Annotated in this window: 22 protein-coding genes; 7 read left to right on the plus strand and 15 right to left on the minus strand. The window is 57.4% G+C overall.

Annotated features, from left to right (window positions below; genetic code table 11):
• Positions 1-100 precede the first annotated feature (100 nt).
• The 8 genes from K7H94_RS12380 to mntR all read right to left on the minus strand — a co-directional run bounded on the left by K7H94_RS12380 (position 101) and on the right by mntR (position 10,500).
• The gene (locus K7H94_RS12380; protein WP_104187028.1) at positions 101-1,693 is read right to left on the minus strand and encodes an ABC-F family ATPase; all 1,593 of its coding nucleotides are present in this window, start codon (positions 1,691-1,693) and stop codon (positions 101-103) included.
• Positions 1,694-1,951: 258 nt separating this feature from the next.
• Positions 1,952-2,353: an H-NS family histone-like protein gene (locus tag K7H94_RS12385; RefSeq protein ID WP_021508409.1), complete on the minus strand. Its 402-nt coding sequence runs from the start codon at positions 2,351-2,353 to the stop codon at positions 1,952-1,954.
• A 429-nt stretch (positions 2,354-2,782) separates the two neighbouring features.
• Positions 2,783-4,261, minus strand: a complete 1,479-nt coding sequence (locus K7H94_RS12390) for a sugar porter family MFS transporter (RefSeq protein WP_222951122.1) — start codon at positions 4,259-4,261, stop codon at positions 2,783-2,785.
• 243 nt (positions 4,262-4,504) lie between these two features.
• A complete protein-coding gene (locus tag K7H94_RS12395) occupies positions 4,505-6,034 on the minus strand; it encodes an efflux transporter outer membrane subunit (protein WP_222951123.1) in 1,530 nt (509 codons plus the stop codon).
• A gap of 1 nt (position 6,035) precedes the next feature.
• On the minus strand, positions 6,036-7,604 hold the full coding sequence (locus K7H94_RS12400) for a DHA2 family efflux MFS transporter permease subunit (RefSeq protein WP_222951124.1): 1,569 nt from the start codon (positions 7,602-7,604) through the stop codon (positions 6,036-6,038).
• Positions 7,601-8,728, minus strand: a complete 1,128-nt coding sequence (locus K7H94_RS12405; protein WP_021508413.1) for an HlyD family secretion protein — start codon at positions 8,726-8,728, stop codon at positions 7,601-7,603. The genes K7H94_RS12400 and K7H94_RS12405 overlap by 4 nt, the downstream gene beginning before the upstream one ends.
• 182 nt (positions 8,729-8,910) lie before the next feature.
• On the minus strand, positions 8,911-10,020 hold the full coding sequence (locus tag K7H94_RS12410) for an SLC13 family permease (RefSeq protein WP_058757804.1): 1,110 nt from the start codon (positions 10,018-10,020) through the stop codon (positions 8,911-8,913).
• Between the two features lie 21 nt (positions 10,021-10,041).
• The gene (gene mntR, locus K7H94_RS12415) at positions 10,042-10,500 is read right to left on the minus strand and encodes a manganese-binding transcriptional regulator MntR (protein WP_021508415.1); all 459 of its coding nucleotides are present in this window, start codon (positions 10,498-10,500) and stop codon (positions 10,042-10,044) included.
• 264 nt (positions 10,501-10,764) lie between these two features.
• Here mntR and K7H94_RS12420 point away from each other — a divergent pair, with 264 nt between their 5' ends.
• Positions 10,765-10,959: a hypothetical protein gene (locus tag K7H94_RS12420; RefSeq protein ID WP_021508417.1), complete on the plus strand. Its 195-nt coding sequence runs from the start codon at positions 10,765-10,767 to the stop codon at positions 10,957-10,959.
• Between the two features lie 146 nt (positions 10,960-11,105).
• On the opposite strand, the gene ompX is transcribed toward K7H94_RS12420, so the two are convergent.
• Positions 11,106-11,618: an outer membrane protein OmpX gene (gene ompX / locus K7H94_RS12425; protein WP_031279869.1), complete on the minus strand. Its 513-nt coding sequence runs from the start codon at positions 11,616-11,618 to the stop codon at positions 11,106-11,108.
• Between the two features lie 504 nt (positions 11,619-12,122).
• On the opposite strand from ompX, the gene rhtA reads away from it, so the two are divergent.
• From rhtA to glnQ, 5 genes are all read left to right on the plus strand, one after another.
• Entirely contained in the window at positions 12,123-13,031 is a 909-nt protein-coding gene (gene rhtA / locus K7H94_RS12430) for a threonine/homoserine exporter RhtA (protein WP_031279870.1), read from the plus strand.
• Positions 13,032-13,325: 294 nt separating this feature from the next.
• Entirely contained in the window at positions 13,326-13,829 is a 504-nt protein-coding gene (dps, locus tag K7H94_RS12435) for a DNA starvation/stationary phase protection protein Dps (RefSeq protein WP_021508421.1), read from the plus strand.
• 311 nt (positions 13,830-14,140) lie between these two features.
• Complete coding sequence (gene glnH / locus K7H94_RS12440; RefSeq protein WP_021508422.1) at positions 14,141-14,887, plus strand: glutamine ABC transporter substrate-binding protein GlnH; 747 nt, start codon at positions 14,141-14,143, stop codon at positions 14,885-14,887.
• An 86-nt stretch (positions 14,888-14,973) separates the two neighbouring features.
• Positions 14,974-15,633 carry a glutamine ABC transporter permease GlnP gene (gene glnP / locus K7H94_RS12445; RefSeq protein WP_021508423.1) on the plus strand — a complete coding sequence of 220 codons (660 nt, stop codon included), beginning with the start codon at positions 14,974-14,976 and terminating at the stop codon, positions 15,631-15,633.
• On the plus strand, positions 15,630-16,352 hold the full coding sequence (gene glnQ / locus K7H94_RS12450; protein ID WP_021508424.1) for a glutamine ABC transporter ATP-binding protein GlnQ: 723 nt from the start codon (positions 15,630-15,632) through the stop codon (positions 16,350-16,352). The genes glnP and glnQ overlap by 4 nt, the downstream gene beginning before the upstream one ends.
• A 65-nt stretch (positions 16,353-16,417) precedes the next feature.
• On the opposite strand, the gene rlmF is transcribed toward glnQ, so the two are convergent.
• A complete protein-coding gene (gene rlmF, locus K7H94_RS12455; protein ID WP_222951125.1) occupies positions 16,418-17,344 on the minus strand; it encodes a 23S rRNA (adenine(1618)-N(6))-methyltransferase RlmF in 927 nt (308 codons plus the stop codon).
• A gap of 179 nt (positions 17,345-17,523) precedes the next feature.
• Here rlmF and K7H94_RS12460 point away from each other — a divergent pair, with 179 nt between their 5' ends.
• Positions 17,524-18,153, plus strand: coding sequence for a flavin reductase family protein (locus K7H94_RS12460; protein ID WP_021508426.1), 630 nt, complete (start codon positions 17,524-17,526; stop codon positions 18,151-18,153).
• A 33-nt stretch (positions 18,154-18,186) separates the two neighbouring features.
• Here K7H94_RS12460 and K7H94_RS12465 read toward each other — a convergent pair whose 3' ends face one another.
• Genes K7H94_RS12465 through K7H94_RS12485 form a run of 5 tightly spaced genes read right to left on the minus strand, consistent with a single transcriptional unit; the run spans position 18,187 to position 22,793 of the window.
• Complete coding sequence (locus K7H94_RS12465) at positions 18,187-19,671, minus strand: HAL/PAL/TAL family ammonia-lyase (protein WP_222951126.1); 1,485 nt, start codon at positions 19,669-19,671, stop codon at positions 18,187-18,189.
• On the minus strand, positions 19,668-20,468 hold the full coding sequence (locus K7H94_RS12470) for an ABC transporter ATP-binding protein (RefSeq protein ID WP_222951127.1): 801 nt from the start codon (positions 20,466-20,468) through the stop codon (positions 19,668-19,670). Before K7H94_RS12470 ends, K7H94_RS12465 begins: the two co-directional genes overlap by 4 nt.
• 1 nt (position 20,469) lies before the next feature.
• Positions 20,470-21,198, minus strand: a complete 729-nt coding sequence (locus K7H94_RS12475) for an ABC transporter permease (RefSeq protein ID WP_058757808.1) — start codon at positions 21,196-21,198, stop codon at positions 20,470-20,472.
• A gap of 11 nt (positions 21,199-21,209) precedes the next feature.
• On the minus strand, positions 21,210-21,929 hold the full coding sequence (locus K7H94_RS12480) for an ABC transporter permease (RefSeq protein WP_222951128.1): 720 nt from the start codon (positions 21,927-21,929) through the stop codon (positions 21,210-21,212).
• 12 nt (positions 21,930-21,941) lie between these two features.
• Positions 21,942-22,793, minus strand: coding sequence for a transporter substrate-binding domain-containing protein (locus tag K7H94_RS12485; RefSeq protein WP_058769505.1), 852 nt, complete (start codon positions 22,791-22,793; stop codon positions 21,942-21,944).
• Positions 22,794-23,062 lie beyond the last annotated feature (269 nt).

Here is a 23,062-nt window from a genome sequence, read left to right on the forward strand (position 1 = left end):
CACCGGGGCGTGACATAAGCGTCAGGTATTGCTGAGCGGCGCAATTTATCAGGCGATAAATTGCGCTGCTGATGATGGCGGCTGCTAAACGGCTACGCCGTTAGACGATGCCCTGGCTGCGCAGGTAATCTTCGTAGTTGCCGGTGAAGTCAACGATGCGATCGCCTTTCATCTCGATGACGCGCGTCGCCAGCGAGCTGACGAACTCACGGTCGTGCGAGACGAAAATCAGCGTGCCTTCGTACATCTCCAGCGCCATGTTCAGTGACTCGATCGACTCCATATCCAGGTGGTTAGTCGGTTCGTCCATCACCAGGATGTTTGGCTTCTGCATCATCAGCTTGCCAAACAGCATGCGGCCCTTCTCACCACCGGACAGCACTTTCGCTGGCTTCTTAATGTCGTCGTGGCTGAACAGCAGACGACCAAGAATACTGCGCACCGCCTGCTCGTCGTCACCTTCCTGCTTCCACTGGCTCATCCAGTCGAACACGCTCAGGTCGTCAGCAAAATCTTCGGCGTGATCCTGCGCGTAGTAACCAATGCGCGCATTCTCCGACCATTTCACCGTGCCGCTATCCGGCTGCAGTTCGCCGACGAGCGTTTTCAGCAGCGTGGATTTACCAATACCGTTGGCGCCGAGGATGGCCAGTTTCTCACCCACTTCCAGCAGCAGGTTAAGATTTTTAAACAGCGGACCGTTATCAAATCCTTTGCTCAGCGCTTCCACTTCCAGCGCATTACGGAACAGCTTTTTATCCTGCTCGAAACGAATATACGGGTTCTGACGGCTGGAGGCTTTTACCTCATCCAGTTTGATTTTATCAATCTGCTTCGCGCGCGAAGTGGCCTGACGCGATTTTGAGGCGTTGGCGCTAAAGCGGCTAACGAAGGATTGCAGATCGGCAATTTGCGCTTTTTTCTTGGCGTTATCCGCTAATAAACGCTCGCGCGCCTGGGTCGCCGCCGTCATATATTCGTCATAATTGCCGGGATAAACGCGCAGCTCACCGTAATCCAGATCCGCCATATGCGTACACACCATATTCAGGAAGTGACGGTCATGCGAAATGATGATCATGGTACTGTCACGTTCGTTCAGCACCTGCTCCAGCCAGCGAATGGTGTCAATATCCAGGTTGTTGGTCGGTTCGTCGAGTAACAAAATATCCGGGTTAGCAAATAATGCCTGCGCCAGCAGCACACGCAATTTCCAGCCAGGGGCAATTTCACTCATCGGACCGTAATGCTGCTCCACCGGAATGCCCACGCCGAGTAATAATTCTCCAGCGCGTGATTCGGCACTGTAACCGTCCATTTCACCGTAGGCGACCTCAAGGTCGGCGACTTTATAGCCTTCCTCTTCGCTCATTTCCGGCAATGCATATATGCGATCGCGCTCCTGCTTCACCGCCCACAATTCCTGGTGACCCATAATCACGGTATCCAGCACGCTATATTGCTCGAAAGCAAACTGATCCTGGCGAAGCTTACCGATGCGCTCATTGGGGTCGAGGGAAACATTTCCGTTAGTCGGAACCAGGTCGCCGCCCAGTATTTTCATGAAGGTCGATTTACCGCTGCCGTTCGCACCGATTAAACCGTAACGATTACCGCCGCCAAATTTAACGGAGATATTCTCAAACAGTGGCTTACTGCCGAACTGCATAGTGATATTGCTGGAAACTAACACGGCATTGACCTTTGTTACGCAGTGGAGGAAAAAACAGCGGGCATTATGCCAGAAGCGGCCTGGATGAGCCACCTCTGCACCCGGATACGCAGAGGCAAGGCGGAGAACACCTTGTTGCCAGAGGTAAAATAATTGCGACCGTGCCGGACAGGTTATCCACGGTGCGGGAAATGAACCGCCGCCCGTGCCCGGAGCGAGGCCAATAAAAAAGCCGGAGACGCTGACGCCTCCGGCTCCCGCTTACAAGGATTGTGCAGATTATTTGATCAGGAAGCTGTCGAGGCTTTTACCTGCATCCAGCGCTTTTTTAATCGCAGCTGGGGTACGGCCCTGACCGGTCCATGATTTCTCTTCACCGTTTTCGTCGGTGTAAGAATATTTCGCCGGACGCGGCGCACGCTTGGCGCGTTTTTTACCGGTTTCCAGTGCACCCAGTAATTCGTTCGGGTCGATACCGTCTGCCAGCAGCATTTCACGGTATTTAGACAGCTTCTCTTCTTTTTCGCGGTTCTGCGCTTCTTCCGCTTCAACTTCGTCGCGGCGCTCAGTCACCACGACGGTTAATTTTTCCAGAATTTCTTCCAGATCGCTCAGTGGCAGTTCACGAGCCTGTGCACGTAATGTGCGAATGTTGTTCAGAACTTTAAATGCGTCACTCATCACAATGTCCTTGCTTAAGGGGGTTAAATAAACTGTAGTGGCAAGATTACCCAATTCAAATAAAAAAATAAATTAATTTTGCAGACCGGATTAATCCGAATGGATTAGCATATTCCTGGCAGGCGCGTTTAAACCCAATGTGCGGCGTGAATTAACGGTGAATTAACATCAGCGGTTCAGTACCACCGGCTGGAACTGGAATCGATTTCATTGCTTATTCACGCGTAGGAAACAAGCGTTTAGCGCTTATTGTGCGCTGAGGCAGTAGTCAGGATAAAGGTAAAAAAACATTAATAGTGTAAGTAAAATCCGTTTTTAACGCGGATGGCATTAGCGTCACAGATGCGAGCAATATCTCATTTTGCCATTAAATAAATAAAAAAAGGCCGGTTGTTAACCGGCCATCATGCAAAAATCGTATGTCTTTGGTTATCCGCTTTTCTTCACTGCCGGTCGCAATAGCTGGGGCACCGGCGCATCAGACAGCCGGTCGTGCAAATAATGTTCAATCTGCTCCAGCGAACGATGGCGTGTTTCCGGTACCCAGCGAATAACAAAAATCGCGCCGCCTATGCCAATCAGCGCGAAAATAAAGAACGCGCCGGATAAGCCAACCGACGCCAGCAGAACCGGGAACAGCAGAGAAATAAGAAAATTGGCGATCCACAACGCAAATACCGCGCCGCCCATAAAAATACCGCGTAACCGTGTGGGGAAAATTTCTGACAGCAGCAGCCAGGTCACCGGCGATAACGCGCCCTGCTGGAAACTCAGAAACATCAGCATACCCAGCAGCACCATATAACTGCGCAAGATATCCGGCTGACCGTTAACTGTTTCCGGCATCAGATAACTGACGGTGCCAATAAACACCAGACAGGCGGTACAACCAAACTGACCTATCATCGTCATGGTGCGGCGACCGATGCGCCCCAGCAGCCAGATCCCCACAAAGGTCATTAATACCGAGACCGCGCCATTGGCAATGGTGGCAAACAGCGCAGCGTCATTGCTCATCCCCACCGCTTTCAGCATGGTCGGCGCGTAGTACATGATGGTATTCACGCCGGTCAGTTGCTGGATGGCGGCAATACCGATACCGATCAGGAACAGTTTGATCAGCCATGGCTGGCGCAGTTCCCGCAGACGCGGACGCTGCTGTTGCTCGTCCGACAGCGTCTCTTCGATCTCCATCATCTCCCACTCAACGTCTTCGCGCGCGCGGGTGCGTTCCAGCACCTTGCGCGCCTCAGCGAGACGGCCTTTCATGGCATACCAGCGCGGCGTGTCCGGCATAAACATCATCCCGAACCACAGCAGCACCGCCGGCAGCGTGGCGACCGCCAGCATCCAGCGCCAGGTCGTGTCGCCCCCCCAGGCTGCGTTGAAGCCGGCGTTCGACATATAGGCCAGCATCTGGCCGGAAACGATCATCAGCTCCTGCATGGTCACCAGCTGACCCCGTTTGTTGGCCGGTGCCATTTCGGCGATATACACCGGTACGGTGGCGGACGCACCGCCCACGGCCACGCCAAGGACCAGGCGGAAGAAAATCATCCAGCTGACATCAGGTGCCAGTGCGGTACCCAGCGCGCCGAGTGCAAAAATAATCGCCAGTACCAGAATAATTTTTCTCCGCCCGACCGCGGCGGCAAAGTGACCGGAAGCCAGTGCGCCAAACGCCGCGCCTAACAGCAGACTGCTGGTCACCAGCCCGGTGGTAAATGGGGTGAGATGCAGATCGTCGCCCATGAATAACAGTGCGCCGGAGATCACGCCGGTATCGTAGCCAAACAGCAAACCACCGAGGGTGGCAATCAGCGCAATGACTTTCACAAAAGGCTCGGTGCGCGTGCTACTGTTTGGCCCTGATGCCGGATTGGGCGTCATCCAGGTTTCGCGGGACATAACCAACTCCTTTCCTGAGATAAGAAGCCTTAAAATAGATTATTTCCACCACAATGAATAAATATGAAATTTAAATTTTGCGCCACGGGTCATTATCTTTGCCTTTAATTGAGATAATGATCACACAACCTGATTCAGGGCGCAGAGAAGTCAGTGCAAATTTTGCACAATAAACAGAAGGGAGAATATTTATTTCAAGGAAGGCGCTGACCGCACGCCGTGAATGCGGTCAGCGATGGCAGATTAATTGACTGCGGTGGCCGGACCAAAGACGTCATAGTCCGGCAGCGTCACCTGCTGATACGGCTCCCAGCCGCCGCCCAGCGCTTTATACAGCGCTACCAGGTCCAGCGCGCTTTGCATGCGCGCCTGCGTCGATTGCGCCTGCGACTGCGCCAGCTGGCGCTGGGCATCCAGCACCTCAAGGAAGGTGGAGATGCCCTGTTTGTAACTGTCACTGGCGAGGTCAAAGGCGCGCTGCAGTGCGCCGGTAGTCTCATCCAGCGCGGTAACCTGTTGCTGATCGGCGCGGTAGCTGACCAGCGCATTTTCCACATCCTGCAGCGCCGTCAGTACCGTCTGGCGATAATCGAGCGCCGCGCTCGCCTGCTGCGCGCGCGCCAGTTTCACGCTGGAAACCAGACGTCCGCCCTGAAAAATCGGGATCGACAGCGCCGGGCCGACGCTGAAGAAGTGGCTGCTCCAGTCGTCAAGGTAGCTGGCATCGGTGTTGCGCACGCCCAGCTGCCCGGTGAGCGACAGGCTGGGGAACAGGTTCGCGACCGATACGCCGATATTGGCGGTCTGCGCATGCAGATTCGCTTCAGCCTGGCGGATGTCCGGACGACGGCGCGCCAGCGTCGATGGAATGCCCACCGCCACCAGCTTCGGCAACGCCGGCAGCGCTTTGCTGCTCATCAGTTCGTTATCCAGCGCGCCCGGCATTTTGCCCAGCAGCACTGCCAGCCCGTTCATCGCCTGACGTTCCTGGGCCTGATATTGTGGCAGCTGCGCGTTGAGGGAGGCCAGCTGCGCACGGGCATTCTCAACGTCGGTGAGCGGCGCCAGACCGTTACGCTGCTGGCTTTGCGTCAGCTCCCAGGTTTGCTGCGCCACGTTAATCTGCTGTTGCAGCGTCGCCAGCACCGCCTGCGCGCCGCGCAGCTGCAGATACGCGCGCGCGACCTCGGCTTCCAGCGACACCAGCGCATCGTTACGCTGCTCGATCGCCGCCTGCTGCTGCGCGTCCGCCATCTCCATCTGGCGTCGTACTTTGCCCCATAAATCCAGTTCCCAGCTGGCGTCAAAGCTGCCCTGATACAGCGTGACCGAATGGGTCAGACCGTTGAGCTGATCCGCCACGTCATCATCCACCTGATCGTACACCCCGTTGGATTTCAGCATGCCTTTCAGGCCGAGCTGCTGACGCGTCACTTTGGCCGAGCCGTTAAGCGACGGGAACAGCCCGCCACGCGCCTGCGCCAGCTGTTCGCGCGCACCGGCGATGCGCAGCACCGACTGTTGCAGCGTCAGGTTGCCGGCGATGGCGCGCTCAATCAGGCTATCGAGCTGCGGGTCGTTAAAGCTTTTCCACCACGAAGGATTGGTCGCGGACGCCAGCGGTTTTGAGGCTTCCTGAGAGGGCAAATCACGGTAGCTACCGGGCGTGTGCGCCTGCGGCGGCTGATAATCGGGCCCGACGGCACAACCCGCCAGCAGCATGGACAGCGCCAGCAGCGTCAGCGACGGCGTAACGCGCGAAGAGGTGATCATGTTAATGTGCTCCTGCACTGCCTTCGCTCTTGATCGGCGAAAGCAACCAACAAAAAGGAATCAATAGCACGGCGACGATGCTCAGGCCCATGAACACGTCGATGTAAGCCAGAATACGCGCCTGGGCAATCATCTCCTGATAGAGCTGACCGCTGGCCAGCATCAGCGGATCGCCCACTGCACTGGTAAAGTCACGAATCGCCTGCGCCCAGTGCTGCAGCGTGAGGTTGAACTGCTCATTGAGCGGCGACATGTTGTGCACCATGTGGGCCGATCGCACCTGTTCACGTTCGGTGATGCCGGCAGTGGCCAGCGAGATGCCGATCGAACCGGCCACGTTACGGAACATGGTGAACAGCGCGGAGGCATCCGCATTCAGGCGCTGCGGCACGGTGATAAAGGCAATGGTGGTGAGCGGCACAAACAGGAAGCCGAGACCAATCGACTGCGCGCTGCGCATCAGCACCAGCGTGGTGAAATCCACGTTGGGCGTCAGGGTGCTGGAATAGAAGAAGGCCAGCGCCAGACAGGTAAAGCCAAAGGCGATGATGTAGCGCGTCTGCACAATCGGCATCAGCTTTAACACCAGCGGGATGGTGAGCACGATCAGGACCGCGCCGGGCGACAGCACCAGCCCGGACCAGGTGGCGGTATAACCGAGATCCTGCTGTGCCAGCTGCGGTAACACCACCGAGCTGCCATAAAGAATCATCGCCATGCCCGCCATCAGCAGACCGGCCACCCAGAAGTTGCGGTCCTTCATCACCGTGATATCCACCACCGGCTTGCGCGCATACAGCAGCCAGTAAACCGCACCGACGATGCCGACGGCCGCCAGCATGGCAAACAGGCGAATGAAGTGTGAAGCGAACCAGTCTTCGTCCTCACCGCGATCGAGAAACACCTGCAAACAGCCGAGACCCAGGGTAATCAGGCTGATGCCGATATAGTCGATTTTCAGCCGGCCCTTTTCCCACTTGCGCTCCCACGGCGGATCTTCCAGCAGCTGATAGATCGCCAGCACCGTGAGGATCCCCACCGGAATATTAATAAAGAACACCCAGCGCCAGCTGTAGTTATCAGTGATCCAGCCACCGAGCGTCGGGCCAATGACCGGCGCGACAATAATGGCAATCGATGACAGGCCAAAAGCCTTGCCGCGATCTTCCGGCTTGAAGTAATCCAGCAGCACCGACTGCTGCACCGGTTGCAGCCCGCCGCCGAAGAAGCCCTGCAGTACGCGGAACAGAATGATTTGCCACAGCTCGGTGGCAATGCCGCACAGGAAGGAGCAGATGGTAAACATCACGATGCAGATCAGGAAGAACTGCTTGCGCCCAAACAGGCGGCTGAAAAAGGCCGAGATCGGCAGCACAATGCCGTTGGCGACCAGATAGGAGGTTAGTACCCAGGTGGATTCATCGTAGCTGGATGACAGCGACCCGGCGATGTGCGGCAGCGCGACGTTAACGATGGTGGTGTCCAGAATCTCCATGAACACCGCCAGCGTTACCGTGATGGCAACCAGCCAGGGATTGCTGGCCGGACGCCAGCTTTCGCTCGCACTCATTCCACCGTCACCTTCGGTTCAACCGACAGGCCAAGCGGCAACGGATGATTCGGGTCGAGCCCTTTATCAATCACAATTTTCACCGGCACGCGTTGCACAATCTTCACGTAGTTACCGGTGGCGTTCTCGGCCGGGAAGGTAGAGAAGCGCGAGCCGGAGCCCATCTGCACGCTGTCGACGTGCCCTTCCAGCTTCATGTCCGGCCAGGCATCAACGCCAATCTCCACTTTATCGCCCGGATTCATGCGTGCCAGCTGCGACTCTTTGAAGTTGGCGGTGATCCAGATATCCGGCGATACCAGCGAAAACAGCGCGCTGCCGGCCTGCACCAGCGTACCGGGCTGCACGTTGCGTTTGGTAACGAAACCGTCATACGGCGCCCGCACTTCGGTGTAAGAGAGGTTAAGCTCGGCAGTGTTGAGCTGAGCCCGGGCTTGCTCGACCTGCTGCTGCCGCGCTTCGACATTGGTTTCCTGCTGGCGAATCTGCAACTGCACCTGCGAGGCCACTTCGACCTGCGCTTTGGCGCTCTGCAGCTGCGCTTCAGCCGAGCGTAACTGCGCAGCGGCGGTATCAATATTGCGCTGCGAGGTTGCGCGCGGGTCAACACCGCGCTGACGACGGTAATCCGCCTGCGCATTGAGTAAATTGGCCTGCGCCCGCGCCTGGTCGGCCAGCGCCTGATCGCGCTGCGCCGGATATTGCACCCGCGCCAGCGCCAGCTGCGCCTGCGCCTGATGCAGCTGCGCCTGCGCCAGACCGAGCTGTGCTTTGGCCTGATCGCGCTGTGCGGCGTTGTCACGCGGATCGATCAGCACCAGCAGATCGCCCTTCTTCACCCGCTGGTTATCTTTTACCAGCAGCTGCACCACGTAGCCCGACGCTTTGGGCGCGATGGTCACGGCATCGCCTTCGGTGAACGCATCGTCGGTGGTTTCAATGTTGCGCGTGCTAAACCAGAACCAGAATCCCACCAGCAGCATAATCACCACCACAATCGCCAGAATGATCAGCGGCTTTTTGCCGGGGCGTTTACGGGGTGATTGCTCGTTATCCTGACTGGAATCTGACGTGTTGTTGTCTTTTTGCTCATCGGCGGATGGCGGATTGTGGTTTTCACTCATAATTTGTCATCACTGGCTGGTAATCCCGATCCCCGGGCGAAACGGTCAACTTAACCTTAGATGGGAAATTGACAAATGCCAGTGTAACTTTACATAAGCTAACATCCGACGCATTTTCTGCCACATCACTTAACGCGCTGATAAATCAGCGCGTCTTGCAAAGGCGGACAGGTGGGTCAGGGTTAGCGCAGCAGCTGTAACAACAGCCAGCCGCACAGCATCGACCAGGCAAGCATCGGCAGGGAAAACAGATGGAAACGCCACCACACTTTGGCGTCCTGTGCCATGCGCAGCGCAATCAGGTTGGCCAGCGATCCCGGCAGCAGGCCAAAGCCGCCGATATTCACCGCCCAGGCCAGCACTTCGGAAGGAGGGACTTTTTGTAACAGCAGAATAGTGGCCGGCACGTTACTGATCACCTGTGACAGGCCAATCGCCAGCAGATAGATACCGCCCTCGCCCAGCTGACCGATGGCGGCAAAATGCGGCTGCAGAACTGGCAGGTGCATCAGTAAAAAGACATCAATGAACATCGCCACGAACACCAGCAGCAGGCTCCAGTCGATGGTCGCCAGCACCTGACGCGCCATCAGCAGAAAACAGCCTGCCACCAGCAGCAGCGCCCAGCCGGTGAGTTTCAGCTCCAGCGCGACGATAAACACCACGTACAGCAGGACGCTGACGATAAACAGCGGTTTCTGCCACTGCTGATTGCCCGGTGCATCATGCTTCTCAATGCTGCGCGCCGGGAAGCTAAACCACGTCAGCACCACCAGCGTCAGCATCAGCATCGCCGCCAGCGGTGCCATCTGACCGATAAAACCGGCCACGCTGAGCGTGCCGTGGCTCCACAGCAGGATGTTTTGCGGGTTGCCGACCGGCGTCAGCAACGAGCCGGCGTTGACCGCCAGCGCTTCAAAAATGATCAGCCGGGAGATGGGCAGGCGCGAGAACTTGCGCAGCGTCAGCGTGAGCGGCACCAGGATAAACAGCGCCACATCATTGGTCAGGAAGGTCGAGAGCAGCGCCGCCGCGCACACCATAAATAGCGCCAGCGTGCGTTCGTGCTGGAAGCCCTGCGCCAGCCGCGCGCCGAGCACATCAAAATAGCCGCTATTTTCCAGCCCTTTCGTCAGCATCAGCAAACCGGTGAGCGTCATGATGGTGTGCCAGTCAACGGCGGCGGGCAGCTGCGGCCAGCGGTAATCCGCCAGCGGCAACAGAATCACGCCCAACAGCAACAGTAAATGCAAAACGCGGTCACGCATTAAGGAACGAAGCACGATGGGCATGATGGCAGAAGGCCTTGTAGGTTAGCGATTCTCGTAAAATTTCTGGAACACGGCGAGGGTTTCATCACTGACGTGATGCTCGAGCCCTTCGGAATCCCGGCGGGCGGTTTCCGGGCTGACGCCCAGCGCCAGCAGAAAGGTTTCAACGATGTGATGGCGCACGCGACTGGCTTCAGCCAGCTTCTCGCCTTCCGGGGTGAGGAACACGCCGCGATACGGCACCTGCTCAACCAGACCGGTGGTACTGAGACGCTTCAGCATTTTGGCCACGGTCGGCTGCGAAACGCCCAGGCGTGCCGCCATGTCGACCTGGCGCGCCTCGCCAAATTCACGAATTAAATCAGAGATTAACTCAACGTAATCATCAATCAGCTCACGGCGATGCGCTTCGCGTACCTGGCGAAATCCTTCGACATGCTCCTCAATATCTTTCAGCGGCCCCTGGGGCATGTGGGTGGCGCTTTTCGCACGACGACTCATTCAGCTTCCTCTTTATTATCTGCCGCACTTTACCTGCGGTGCGGGCTGGCTGCGCTCATTGTAAACCAGGCACAAATAAGCACAAATTTTTCCTGAATAGTGTTGGCTAAAGAGTATAGCCAGTGCTATCTTTGTACATGTTGTAAGCGAATAGCCTACAAAGGAGGCAACGATGAACGAACCCTGGCTGTTGCTGCTCCTTTTCCTGCTGTTTATTGCAGGGCTGTGCTTACTGTTGAGTTACCCGTTTTCCAGGAGGTAAAGATGAGCACGATGAAAAGCTGCCTCGACTGCGGCAAATGCTTCCAGACCGTACAAAGCAAACCGGCTTTTGAGCTGAAGTCGCTGTTGTGTCTGTTTAGCCGCTCGCCTTTTGCCCTGCGCCTGATGCTGCTTGAGAAACTGACCGGCAAAAAAATCGCCGCGCAGCCCTGCCCGAATCTGATCTGGCGCGGCTGAGTTTCCTCAGGGCTTCACAGTCTGACCCGCTGCCTGCAGCGGGTTTTATTTTGCCTGCGAAAAACGCCCTTCACGGCAGCGTTTTCAGGCATAAAAAAACGGCCCGTAAAGGGCCGTTTCTGTGCAACTCTGGTCTAAGCAAAAACTTAGAAGCTGTAACCTACGCCAGCAATCCAGGTGCCCACGTCGACGTTACGGATGCGGCTCTGCTCGTAGCCCACGTCCAGAGCAACGTTCTGGATTGGGTTGAACTGCATACCTGCGCCGTAAGAGAAGCCTACGTCGCTGCTGTCGGTTTTAGACTGACCGGCAGTCTGGTTCTGCTGGTATTTGCCGTAGCCGATACCCACTACGCCGTAGATGCTGGCCCAGTCGTTCAGACGGTAAGCCGGACCACCGGTGATGCCGTAGTACTGACCTTTGTTGTACACGCCATCTTCAGTGCGATCTTTTTCGGTGTAGGTGAAAGAACCGATCCAACCCAGTGGGTTAGAACCGTCTTCGTAGCGGTATTTCAGGTTGAAGCCGTTAGCTTTGTTAGCAACGCCCTGATAGTCGCTCTGCGCGTAGCCGGCAGAAACGGTGCTCTGTGCCATGGCGGAACCAGCGGAAACTGCCAGTACACAAGCCAGTGCTGAAAGACATGCAATTTTTTTCATAACCACCTCAAATGTGAATATACTTCTCTCCTGACAACGCTAAAAATATAACAAAACTTAGCAAGAAACTCTGCCCGCATTTTGTTGTCTAACAGATTGTTTGGTGTAACAGAAAGTTAATGAACTTTCCTATGTCATTCATTTTTCTTATAAAAAGCATCATCTTTCTGCAATAATCCTGCGCACAGAAAATTATCGCTTTAAGTAAATTCCTAAACTAACCTGACATTTCTTTACGGAAATGGCCCTGAAAACGGTGATTTTTCAGCCAGTCGCTGGCGCATTTTTTCGGCCGTCGCGCTTTATTCGCTGGAAATTTCGCCCGAAAAGCGGTGTGAATGAGCCGTCACTGACGCCAGGATAATGCGAGGCGGTCGCGCCCGATGATAAAGCGGTGACAGAAACCCTGCATCATTGCCTCAGCCGCCTCCTTATTTCCCGCATATTGCTTTACACTGGCTGCCCGTTGCCTGGTTATTCATCATCACAGGAATTGATCACAGGATGTCTGCACCTCTCTCCCACCCCAAACTGGCGCCGGTAGTGCTGCCGGTTGCTGTATTACTGATCGCGATGCTGTCGCTGCAGGGCGGCGCGTCGCTGGCGAAATCGCTTTTTCCCACCGTCGGTGCGCCTGGCATTACTGCGCTGCGTCTGGGACTGGGCACGCTCATCCTGTGCGCGATTTTCAAACCCTGGCGCCTGCGCTTCAGTGCAAAGCAGCGCAAACCGCTGCTGATGTATGGACTGGCGCTGGGCTGCATGAATTACCTGTTCTATCTCTCGATTCGCACCGTGCCGCTGGGCGTGGCGGTGGGGCTGGAGTTTCTCGGCCCGCTGACGCTGGCGCTGGCCGGCGCACGCCGTCCGCTGGATTTTCTCTGGGTGCTGCTGGCGGTCACCGGCCTGTGGTTCCTGCTGCCGATCGGTCATGGCCTCAGCCATATCGATCCCACCGGCGCGCTGCTGGCCGTGGGTGCCGGTGCCTGCTGGGCGGTCTATATTCTGGCGGGCCAGCGGGCAGGCGCCGAACACGGCCCGGCCACGGTGGCAATGGGCTCGCTGATCGCCTCAGTGATTTTTGTGCCGCTCGGTCTGACCTTTGCCGCCCCAGGTATCTGGCAGTGGGAAATTCTGCCGCTGGCGTTGCTCATCGCCCTGCTCTCCAGCGCCATTCCTTACTCGCTGGAAATGATGGCGCTGACACGTCTGCCGGCGCGCATTTTCGGCACGCTGATGAGTCTGGAACCGGCGATGGCGGCGCTCTCCGGCATGCTGTTCCTCGGCGAGTTGCTGACACTGCAGCAATGGCTGGCGCTGCTGGCGATTATCGCCGCGTCTGCCGGCTCGACGCTCACCATGAAACAGAAAGCGGCACATATAAATGAAGTGGATATCAACACGCCGCAATAAGCCGTACAGGTCAGCCGGTTATTTAACCGGCTGTATATAGACACATTCTCATTATCATTTCTTAAATAGCCACACGGTAAGCTGTTATTATTTTGCAACATGATAGAAAAATAATTAACATACACCATAACCAACTGATTTTAATAAATTTTAATAAAACCGCTATTGTCGCGGCTTAACATTAAGCTTTAGCTATTCCTGTCATTGATTTAATCAATCCTGCAGAGTGAAAAACTGCTGCTATACTTATTCCCGTGCTTGATTAGGACAACCATCAATAAGAGGACATTAATGATGAGTACCGCAAAACTGGTTAAAACAAAATCTTCCGATCTGATTTATACCCGCAATGACGTGGCTGATAGCGAGAAGAAAGCTACCATCGAGGTGCTCAACCGTCTGGTCGTGGAATTTATTGACCTGTCGCTGATCACCAAGCAGGCGCACTGGAACATGCGTGGCGCGAACTTCATTGGCGTACATGAAATGCTGGATGGCTTCCGTACCGCGATTACCGATCACCAGGACACCATTGCAGAACGTGTGGTACAGCTGGGTGGCGTTGCGCTGGGCACCACGCAGGTGGTTAACGACAAGTCACCGCTGAAAAGCTATCCGCTGAATATTCACAGCGTACAGGATCACCTGAAAGCGCTGGCTGACCGTTATGCCGTCGTGGCTAACGATACGCGTAAAGCCATCAGTGAAGTGAAAGACGAAGATACGGCTGATATCTTTACTGCCGCATCGCGTGACCTTGATAAGTTCCTGTGGTTTATCGAATCAAATATCGAGTAATGCTCAAACAGGCGGGTTATCCCGCCTTTTTTATGCCTGCTACCCGCCCGGCTTTTTTGACGCCGTTAACAATTCCTTAATCCTTTCTTTCCCTTAATATCACTCTGATGCACACTGTGCCTGCACCACCACAGCACAATGCACCATTTTGGTGATTCATTCTGGTGCAAACTTTTCCCGGCGTGCAGAATCGTGTCAGCCTGCCCCGGCAATCTGTTGATTTCCGCGTTTGAGAAAAGTTGGCATAATTTTTTCATATGATGAGCCGTACATCAGGCCACCAGGCCTGACGGGTAATAAGGAAAAAAATGATGAAGTCGTTGATTAAAGTCTCCGTGGCCGCGCTGGCGCTGGCCTTCTCGCTTTCCTCCACTGCAGCAGACAAAAAACTGGTGGTCGCTACCGACACCGCCTTCGTTCCGTTTGAATTCAAACAGGGCGACAAGTACGTCGGCTTCGATATCGACCTGTGGGACGCTATCGCTAAACAGCTGAAGCTGGATTACACCCTGAAGCCGATGGATTTCAGCGGCATCATTCCGGCGCTGCAAACCAAAAACGTTGACCTGGCACTGGCCGGCATCACCATTACCGAAGAACGTAAAAAAGCCATCGAATTCTCTGACGGCTACTATAAAAGCGGCCTGCTGGTAATGGTGCGTAACAACGAAAATGACATCAAAGGCATCGACGATCTGAACGGTAAAGTGGTCGCAGTGAAAAGCGGCACTGGGTCGGTGGATTACGCCAAAGCGCATATCAAAACCAAAGATCTGCGCCAGTTCCCGAACATCGATAACGCGTACATGGAGTTAGGCACTAACCGTGCTGACGCCGTGCTGCACGACACGCCAAACATCCTGTACTTCATCCACACCGCTGGTAAAGGCCGTTTCAAAGCCGTCGGCGACTCCATCGAAGCACAGCAGTATGGCATCGCTTTCCCGAAAGGCAGCGACGACCTGCGTGAGAAAGTGAATGGCGCGCTGAAAACCCTGCACGACAACGGTACCTACAACACTATCTATAAAAAATGGTTCGGCAGCGAACCTAAATAATTCAGGCCTGACGCCTTTTTATCAGCAGGGAGCGTTGTTCTCCCTGCTTTTTACATTTCCACTGCAACAGATTCTGGAGTCACACCATGGAGTTTGACTGGAGCGTCATCTGGCCCGCCTTACCGATCCTGATCGAAGGCGCCAAAATGACCCTGCTTATCTCGATCCTCGGCCTGATTGGCGGCCTGGTTATCGGCCTCGTGGCCGGTTTCGCCCGCGCCTACGGCGGCTGGATCACCAACAACATCGCGTTAGTGTTCATTGAACTGATTCGCGGCACGCCGATCGTGGTGCAGGTGATGTTCATCTACTTCGCCCTGCCGATGGCCTTCCCGGACCTGCGCATCGACCCGTTCACCGCCGCCGTCGTGACCATCATGATCAACTCCGGTGCCTACATTGCGGAAATTACCCGCGGTGCGGTGCTGTCGATCAACAAAGGTTTCCGTGAAGCCGGCCTGGCGCTTGGCCTGTCGCGCCGCGAAACGCTGCGCTACGTGATCATGCCGCTGGCGCTGCGCCGCATGCTGCCGCCGCTGGGTAACCAGTGGATCGTCAGCATCAAAGATACCTCGCTGTTCATCGTGATTGGCGTGGCGGAACTGACCCGTCAGGGCCAGGAGATCATCGCCGGTAACTTCCGCGCGCTGGAGATCTGGAGCGCCGTTGCCATCATTTACCTGGTTATTACGCTGGTGTTGAGCTTTGTGCTGCGCCGTATTGAGAAAAGGGTGAAAATCCTGTGATTGAATTTAAAAACGTCTCGAAAAACTTCGGCCAGACTCAGGTACTGCACGACATCAACCTGAAAATTAATCAGGGTGAAGTGGTGGTAATCATCGGGCCGTCCGGCTCCGGTAAATCTACCCTGCTGCGCTGCATCAACAAGCTGGAAGAGATCAGCAGTGGCGAACTGATTGTCGATGGCATGAAGGTTAACGATCCGAAAGTGGATGAACGCCTGATCCGTCAGGAAGCCGGTATGGTGTTCCAGCAGTTCCATCTGTTCCCGCAGATGAGCGCGCTGGACAACGTGGCCTTTGGTCCGATCCGCGTGCGCGGGGCGAAGAAAGACGCCGCACACAAACTGGCACGTGAGCTGCTGGGCAAGGTCGGCCTCGCCGAGCGCGCCCACCACTTCCCTTCTGAGCTGTCCGGCGGCCAGCAGCAGCGCGTGGCGATTGCCCGTGCGCTGGCGGTGAAGCCGAAGATGATGCTGTTCGATGAGCCTACCTCGGCACTCGATCCCGAGCTGCGTCACGAAGTGCTGAAAGTGATGCAGGATCTGGCGGAAGAAGGCATGACCATGGTGATCGTGACCCATGAAGTGGGCTTCGCACAGAAAGTGGCGTCGCGCCTGATCTTCATTGACAAAGGCACCATCGCGGAAGATGGCAATCCGGACGATCTGATCACTAACCCGCCGAGCGACCGTCTGCGTGAGTTCCTGCAGCACGTCTCTTAATACGGCGTAAAAACAACAAAGCCGCTGCGGATCCCCGTAGCGGCTTTTTTTTACCTGAGCAGCGCTTAGCGTGCCAGCCGCTGCGCGCGCGTGGCGGGCGGTAAAAATGTCCAGGCGATAAAGCGGCTCTGCTTCTGGCCCTGCGCCATGTCGACGATGCGTACCTGATAAGCGTCCTGCGCCTTCAGCCGGTCGCGCAGTTCAGGCAGATGCTCTTTGCGCGACACCAGTGAGGTAAACCAGACGATGCGATCGCCTAATGCGACGCTTTCATCGATCATCCGGCCGATAAACGCACGCTCACCGCCGTCGCACCACAGCTCGTTATGCTGACCGCCGAAGTTAAGCGGCGCCTGCCTGCTCAGGCCGAGATTGCGCACTTTACGCTGGCTGCCGGCCGCCGCATCGGCCGCCGAGGCGTGGAACGGCGGATTACACAGTACCGCGTGATAGCGTTCGTTCTTGTGCACCACGCCAGTAAAAATCGCGCTCTCCTGCTTCTGACGGCGCAGGCGAATGGCGCGCTGCAGGCCGGGATTGCTGGCGACAATCTGACTGGCGGCGTTAACGGCGTCCGCGCTGATGTCGGTGCCGGTAAAGCGCCAGCCATACTCCGCGTGACCGATCAGCGGATAGATGCAGTTGGCACCGCAGCCAATATCCATCACGTCGAGATCGCGCGGCAGCACGCCACCGTTATCGCTGGCCAGCAGATCCGCCAGCGCATGGATATAGTCAGCGCGGCCTGGTACCGGCGGCGTCAGATAGCCTTCCGGCAGCTGCCAGTTCAGGTTATAAAACAGTTTCAGCAGCGCCTGGTTCAGCAGCAGCACCGCGTGCGGATCGGCGAAATCAACCGACAGCTCACCGTAACCGTTGGGGCGCACTTTGTCCGCCAGCGGCGGATGCGCGGCAGTCAGGGCAGCAAAATCATAACGGCCCTGATGGCGGTTACGCGGATGAAAGAGCGCGGTAGCGGCAGGCTTGTTCATAGATTCTCCGGACATTAATGCGCGCGTAAGATACGCTGGATGACGGCAGCGCACAATCCGCCAGGAAAATTTAGTGCAACGAATTTAAATCTATTCTCCCTAAAACTGCATCCGCAATACTGCGTCCAGCCGCCAGCGCCGCCGGAACACGCAGTATCCAGGACGAATCAGGAGCGCAAATGCGTCAACGTTACACTTATCAGCCACGCAGTGGACACGGTCTGCCTCACGATCCGCTCAACGCCATCGTCGGCCCGCGCCCGATTGGCTGGGTCAGCTCGCAAAGCGCCAGCGGCCAGCGCAATCTGGCGCCCTATAGTTTCTTTAACTGTTTTAACTACCATCCGCCAATCATTGGTTTTGCCAGCAGCGGCTGGAAAGACAGCGTGCAGAATATCAGTGAAACCGGCGAGTTCGTCTGGAACCTGGCGACGCGTCCGCTGGCAGAAGCCATGAATGAGAGTTCCGCCTCAGTACCGCCCGATCACGACGAGTTTGCCCTCGCCGGCCTGACGCCGCTGGCCGCTTCCCACGTTAACGTCAGCATGGTAGCAGAAAGTCCGGTCAACTTTGAGTGTCGCCTGACGCAGCTGATTCGCCTGCAGGATGCACAGGGAGGCGAGCTGGAGAGCTGGCTGGTACTGGGCGAAGCGGTGGCGATTCATATCGATGAAGCGCTGCTGGAGAACGGCATCTACCAGACCGCCAAAGCGCAGCCGATTCTGCGCGCCGGCGGTCCTTCCGCCTATTACGCCATCAGCGAAGATCAGCGTTTTGATCTGGTGCGCCCGGACGCGCGCCGCGGTTAAATCAGGACACTGGCGGCGCGTCACCTCGCGCCGCTAGCACGCCAGCGTCTGTAACACCTTCACCGCCCGGGCTATCTCCGGTGCCAGCCAGCGATCCTCCTGCCAGGTGGCAACCTCAGCACGCAGCGCGCGTAGCGCCCGGCCCGTGCCGCTGGCCAGCTGCGCCTCACCGTGAAAATCCAGCGCCTGCGCCGCCAGCAGGTACTCAATCGCCAGCACCTGCCAGAGGTTATTCAGCAGTCTGAGCAGCTTGAGCGCCGCGCCGGTACCGAGGCTGAGGTGATCCTCCTGCAGTCCCGAGGTGACGTAATTGTCCAGCACCGCCGGCTGCGCCAGCTGACGATTCTCCGCGCACAGGGAAGCCGCCACGTATTGCGCGATCATCATGCCGGAGTTGACGCCCGGCTGCGCCACCAGAAACGGCGGCAGCCCGCTGACCAGCGGATTGACCAGCCGATCCAGCCGGCGCTCGGCAATGCTGCCAATCTCCGCCATGGCAATCGCCAGCAGATCGGCCGCCATGGCGACCGATTCACCGTGCGGATTGGCCTGCGACACCACGCGCCAGTTGTCCGGTGTGCCCAGCACCAGTGGATTATCGGTGCAGGCGTTCAGCTCGATCTCAACCTGACGCGCCGCGTGGGCGAACTGATCGCGGCTGGCACCGTGCACCTGCGGCATTGAACGCAGGCTGAGCGCATCCTGGGTGCGTATGCCGCAGCTCGCCGCCAGCAGCGGGCTGTCGCTCAGCAGCGCACGCAGACGCTGGCCGCTGTGATGCATGCCGGGGCTGGCTTTCAGCGCAATCACCTCGGCGTCAAAGGCCGCCAGCTGACCGCGCAGCGCTTCGAAGCTCATCGCGCCGGTGACATCCGCACAATCCAGCAGCCGCGCCGCATCGTCCAGCGCCAGACAGCTCAGCCCGGTCATGCACGGCGTACCGTTGACCAGGCTCAGGCCCTCTTTGGCGCCGGGGCGATACGGCTGTAAACCGGCCAGCCGCAGCGCCTGCTCCGCCGGCATCACCTGTTGCTGGTACTCAACGTCGCCCACGCCAATCAGCGCCAGTCCGATATGCGCCATGTGGGTGAGATAACCGACTGAACCCTGCGACGGCACCTGCGGCGTGATCTGCTGATTGAGCAGCGCCAGCAGATGCTGCACCAGCGCCACCGAAACGCCGGATTTGCCGTGGCTGTAGTTGGCGATGGCCGCACACAGAATGGCGCGCGTCTGCTCGCGCGTCAGCAGCGGACCGACGCCGCAGGCGTGGCTCAGCAACGTATTGCGTGACAGCTGGCTGAGCTGGTCTTCCGGCAGCGTGATGTTACACAGCGCCCCCAGCCCGGTGTTGATGCCATAGGCAATCTGGCCGCTGGCAACGATCTGTTCGACGATCTCGCGACCGCGCGCAATGCGCTGCCAGGCGGCGGCGCTCAGCGTCAGTTCGGCGTTATGTCGCGCTACCTGTACCAGCGCCTGCCAGGTCAGCGGCGCATCGCCCCAGACGACGGTCATACTGGCTGCTCCGCGTGATGGCTCTGATGGCTGGAGATAAACTGCTTAAAGCGCGATGAACCGCTGGCGCCAAACATCGCTTCCGGCGTGCCCTCGCAATCAATGTTGCCCTGATGCATAAACACCACGCGATTAGAGACGTTGCGCGCAAAGCCCATCTCGTGCGTCACCACCAGCATGGTGCGCCCCTCTTCCGCCAGGCTGCGCATCACCTTAAGCACCTCGCCGACCAGTTCCGGATCGAGCGCCGAGGTTGGCTCATCAAACAGCATCACTTCCGGATCCATCGCCAGCGCGCGGGCAATCGCCACGCGCTGCTGCTGGCCGCCGGAGAGCTGCGCCGGATAAAAATCCTTGCGGCTAAGCAGCCCGACGCGATCCAGCAACTGCTCTGCCTGGGCGATACAACTCTTTTTGTCGCGCTTCAGCACATAGTGCGGACCTTCAATCACGTTCTGCAGCACCGTCATGTGCGACCACAGATTGAAGCTTTGAAACACCATGCCCAGCCGCGAGCGCAGGCGTTCAATCTGCTTAGGATTCGCCGCCAGCTGATGGCCGCGCGCGTGGCGCTTCATTTCAATGGTTTCGCCGCCGACGCTCACCACGCCGGCATCCGGCGTTTCCAGCAGATTGATGCAGCGCAGCAAGGTACTTTTGCCCGAGCCGCTGGCACCAAGAATTGAAATAACATCGCCCTGATGCGCCTGCAGCGAGATGCCTTTGAGCACCTCCATAGCGCCAAAGGATTTATGGATATCAGTGGCGGACAAGGTGACTGGTGAAGTGGAATGCATATTACTCTCCGGCAAGCGGTTTAACGGCGGGCAGCGGCTTTTTTTCAGCGCGGTGCACCGGGGTCAGACGGCGCTCTAGCAGCGCGTACAGCTGGACGATAATAAAGTTGAGAATCAGGTAGATCGCCGCAGCGCAGACAAACACTTCCATAGTGCGATAGGTACGCTGGATGATCTGCTGCGCCACGCCGGTGACATCCCACACCGTGACCAGGCTGGCGAGCGCGGTGGACTTCACCAGCAGAATCGCCTCGGTGGAGTACGCCGGCAGCGCATAGCGCAGCATGATCGGCGCGATGATGCGGCGCAGCAGCAGCCAGCGTGACATGCCGCAGGCCAGCCCGGCTTCGACCTGACCTGCCGGCACCGCCAGCAGCGCACCGCGCAGGATCTCAGCGGTGTAAGCGGCGGTACACAGCGACAGCGCCAGCACCGCGCAGATAAACGGCTCGCGCAGAAACGGCCAGACGAAGCTGTGGCGAATCACGCCAAACTGGCCGAGCCCGTAGTAGATGAGAAACAGCTGAATCAGCAGCGGCGAGCCGCGAAACACCAGAATATAGCCGCGGGCAAAACCGCTCAGCAGCCGCCAGCGGCTCATGCGCAGCGCCAGAATGCCCAGCGCCAGCAGCCCGCCGCAGACAAAGGCGCTGATAAACAGCCCGAGCGTCACCGGCAGCGCCGCGCTCAGCTTAAGAAAAGTGTCGGCAAGAAAAGCGAAGTCGATCATGCTGCTGCTCCTTAGTGCTGTGCCGCAGTGCGACTTTGCCATGCGCGGCCGAGGCGCGATTCCGCGCGGCGAAACGCATGGTTCGACAGCAGTGTCAGCAGCAGATAGCAGCCACCGCCAATCAGATAAAAGGTGAAGTAATCGCGCGTTGAACCGGCCGCCACCTGGCTGGCGCGCATCAGCTCGACGATGCCGGTCACTGACACCAGCGCCGAATCTTTCAGGCTCATCTGCCAGACGTTGGACATCCCCGGCAGCGCGTAGCGCACAATCTGCGGGACGAGAATGCGCTGGGCGATACGCCAGCGCGGCATTCCGATGGCTACCGCCGCTTCGACTTCGCCCTTGGCCAGCGCCAGGCGCGCAGCGCGATACACTTCACCCTGATAGGATCCGGAGATGAGCCCGATAGCCAGCGCGCCAATCAGGAACGCCGGTGCCTCAATAAAGCCGTCAGCACCAAACAGCTGGCCGACCAGCGTGATCAATCCCGATCCACCGAAGTAGAACAGGTAGATCACCAGCAGTTCCGGGATGCCGCGAAACACCACCGAATAGCTTTCACCCAGCCAGCGCAGCCAGCGCTGGTGCGAGAGTTTCGCCGCCGCCACGCCGGAACCGACCACGGCGCCAATCATCAGCGCCGCCAGCGACAGCAGCAGCGTGGTACCGGCGGCGCTCAGAATCAGGCGACCCCAGCCATCTGCACCAAAACTCAGCAGGCTCATCATCTTTCACCTCACTTACGGCGTTACGTCAGTTTTAAACCACTTCTCGCTCAGCTTTTTCACCGTGCCGTCCGCCAGCGCAGCGTGAATGGCGGCATCGAGTTTGGCCTTCAGGTCGTTATCAGCCATGCGCACGCCCATCGCTTCGCCTTCCCCCCAGATCGGACCGCCCAGCTGCGGGCCGCTGAATGTCAGGTTGCTGTTCTCTTTTCGCGCCAGCATCGACTGCGCGAAGGTCACGTCATCAAACACCGCATCGATGCGGCCCGCCTGCAGATCGAGAATCGCATCCGCCGAAGCGGTGTATTCGCGCACGTCGGCCACATCTTTGAAGTATTTATCGATAAACGGCGTATACACGGTGCCGGAGGCAATGCCGATGGTTTTGCCCTTGAGCGCCGCCTTCAGCGGGGCGATGGCCGCATTGATGGCAGCCTCGTCGTCGTGCAGTTTGATGATGTTCTTATCGGCCGGCAGCAGCGGGTTATCTTTGCTGGTGATGAAGGTCGCCGGCGTTGACGCATACGGCGTGGTGAAGTTGACCACTTTTTTCCGGTCCGGCGTAATCACAATCGCATCCATGATGACGTCATATTTCCCGGCGTTCAGTCCGGCAATCATCCCGTCCCAGTTCTGCACCACCAGCTTGCACTGAATGCTCATGCGTTTGCAGAGATCTTCCATCAGTTCAGGTTCGAAGCCGCCCAGCTTGCCGCCCGGCAGCGTCAGGTTCCACGGCTCATAGCTGCCTTCAGTGGCGATGGTGATGGATTTCCACTCTTTAGCCTCGGCAGCCACGCCGGCCAGCATCAGGCTGGCAAACAGCGTGGTAAGGCAAAAACGGCGAAACGGGGCACGGTGTGTCATACGTCTTCTCCTGGTGGTTAACAAATCTGGCTGTCTCTGTTGGCTGATACAGCGCAAATGACATTTCATGTATATACAAGTTAGCTTGCGGCAGATCATTGTCGGCATAAGCTTTTTGTGAGCCAGCCAGAATAAATAGTCATCATTGCCGCGCGGTCTTTACTTGTACATACAAGCTAGCAAGGGCTGTGCCAGATTGGCAAAGACGGTAAACGGAGGGGATCGGCGTCAGGCGGACCGCGTCGTGCACCCTTTCAGGGCGGGAGCTG

The organism is Pantoea dispersa (assembly GCF_019890955.1).
GTDB lineage: Bacteria > Pseudomonadota > Gammaproteobacteria > Enterobacterales > Enterobacteriaceae > Pantoea > Pantoea dispersa.

What these genes read in the sequence shown, in the direction of transcription:
- K7H94_RS12385 (WP_021508409.1), bottom strand. Translation starts at nt 2,353, where the DNA reads ATGAGTGACGCATTTAAAGTTCTGAACAACATTCGCACATTACGTGCA.
- K7H94_RS12390 (WP_222951122.1), bottom strand. Translation starts at nt 4,261, where the DNA reads ATGTCCCGCGAAACCTGGATGACGCCCAATCCGGCATCAGGGCCAAAC.
- K7H94_RS12395 (WP_222951123.1), bottom strand. Translation starts at nt 6,034, where the DNA reads ATGATCACCTCTTCGCGCGTTACGCCGTCGCTGACGCTGCTGGCGCTG.
- K7H94_RS12400 (WP_222951124.1), bottom strand. Translation starts at nt 7,604, where the DNA reads ATGAGTGCGAGCGAAAGCTGGCGTCCGGCCAGCAATCCCTGGCTGGTT.
- K7H94_RS12405 (WP_021508413.1), bottom strand. Translation starts at nt 8,728, where the DNA reads ATGAGTGAAAACCACAATCCGCCATCCGCCGATGAGCAAAAAGACAAC.
- K7H94_RS12410 (WP_058757804.1), bottom strand. Translation starts at nt 10,020, where the DNA reads ATGCCCATCGTGCTTCGTTCCTTAATGCGTGACCGCGTTTTGCATTTA.
- mntR (WP_021508415.1), bottom strand. Translation starts at nt 10,500, where the DNA reads ATGAGTCGTCGTGCGAAAAGCGCCACCCACATGCCCCAGGGGCCGCTG.
- K7H94_RS12420 (WP_021508417.1), top strand. Translation starts at nt 10,765, where the DNA reads ATGAGCACGATGAAAAGCTGCCTCGACTGCGGCAAATGCTTCCAGACC.
- ompX (WP_031279869.1), bottom strand. Translation starts at nt 11,618, where the DNA reads ATGAAAAAAATTGCATGTCTTTCAGCACTGGCTTGTGTACTGGCAGTT.
- rhtA (WP_031279870.1), top strand. Translation starts at nt 12,123, where the DNA reads ATGTCTGCACCTCTCTCCCACCCCAAACTGGCGCCGGTAGTGCTGCCG.
- dps (WP_021508421.1), top strand. Translation starts at nt 13,326, where the DNA reads ATGAGTACCGCAAAACTGGTTAAAACAAAATCTTCCGATCTGATTTAT.
- glnH (WP_021508422.1), top strand. Translation starts at nt 14,141, where the DNA reads ATGAAGTCGTTGATTAAAGTCTCCGTGGCCGCGCTGGCGCTGGCCTTC.
- glnP (WP_021508423.1), top strand. Translation starts at nt 14,974, where the DNA reads ATGGAGTTTGACTGGAGCGTCATCTGGCCCGCCTTACCGATCCTGATC.
- rlmF (WP_222951125.1), bottom strand. Translation starts at nt 17,344, where the DNA reads ATGAACAAGCCTGCCGCTACCGCGCTCTTTCATCCGCGTAACCGCCAT.
- K7H94_RS12460 (WP_021508426.1), top strand. Translation starts at nt 17,524, where the DNA reads ATGCGTCAACGTTACACTTATCAGCCACGCAGTGGACACGGTCTGCCT.
- K7H94_RS12465 (WP_222951126.1), bottom strand. Translation starts at nt 19,671, where the DNA reads ATGACCGTCGTCTGGGGCGATGCGCCGCTGACCTGGCAGGCGCTGGTA.
- K7H94_RS12470 (WP_222951127.1), bottom strand. Translation starts at nt 20,468, where the DNA reads ATGCATTCCACTTCACCAGTCACCTTGTCCGCCACTGATATCCATAAA.
- K7H94_RS12475 (WP_058757808.1), bottom strand. Translation starts at nt 21,198, where the DNA reads ATGATCGACTTCGCTTTTCTTGCCGACACTTTTCTTAAGCTGAGCGCG.
- K7H94_RS12480 (WP_222951128.1), bottom strand. Translation starts at nt 21,929, where the DNA reads ATGATGAGCCTGCTGAGTTTTGGTGCAGATGGCTGGGGTCGCCTGATT.
- K7H94_RS12485 (WP_058769505.1), bottom strand. Translation starts at nt 22,793, where the DNA reads ATGACACACCGTGCCCCGTTTCGCCGTTTTTGCCTTACCACGCTGTTT.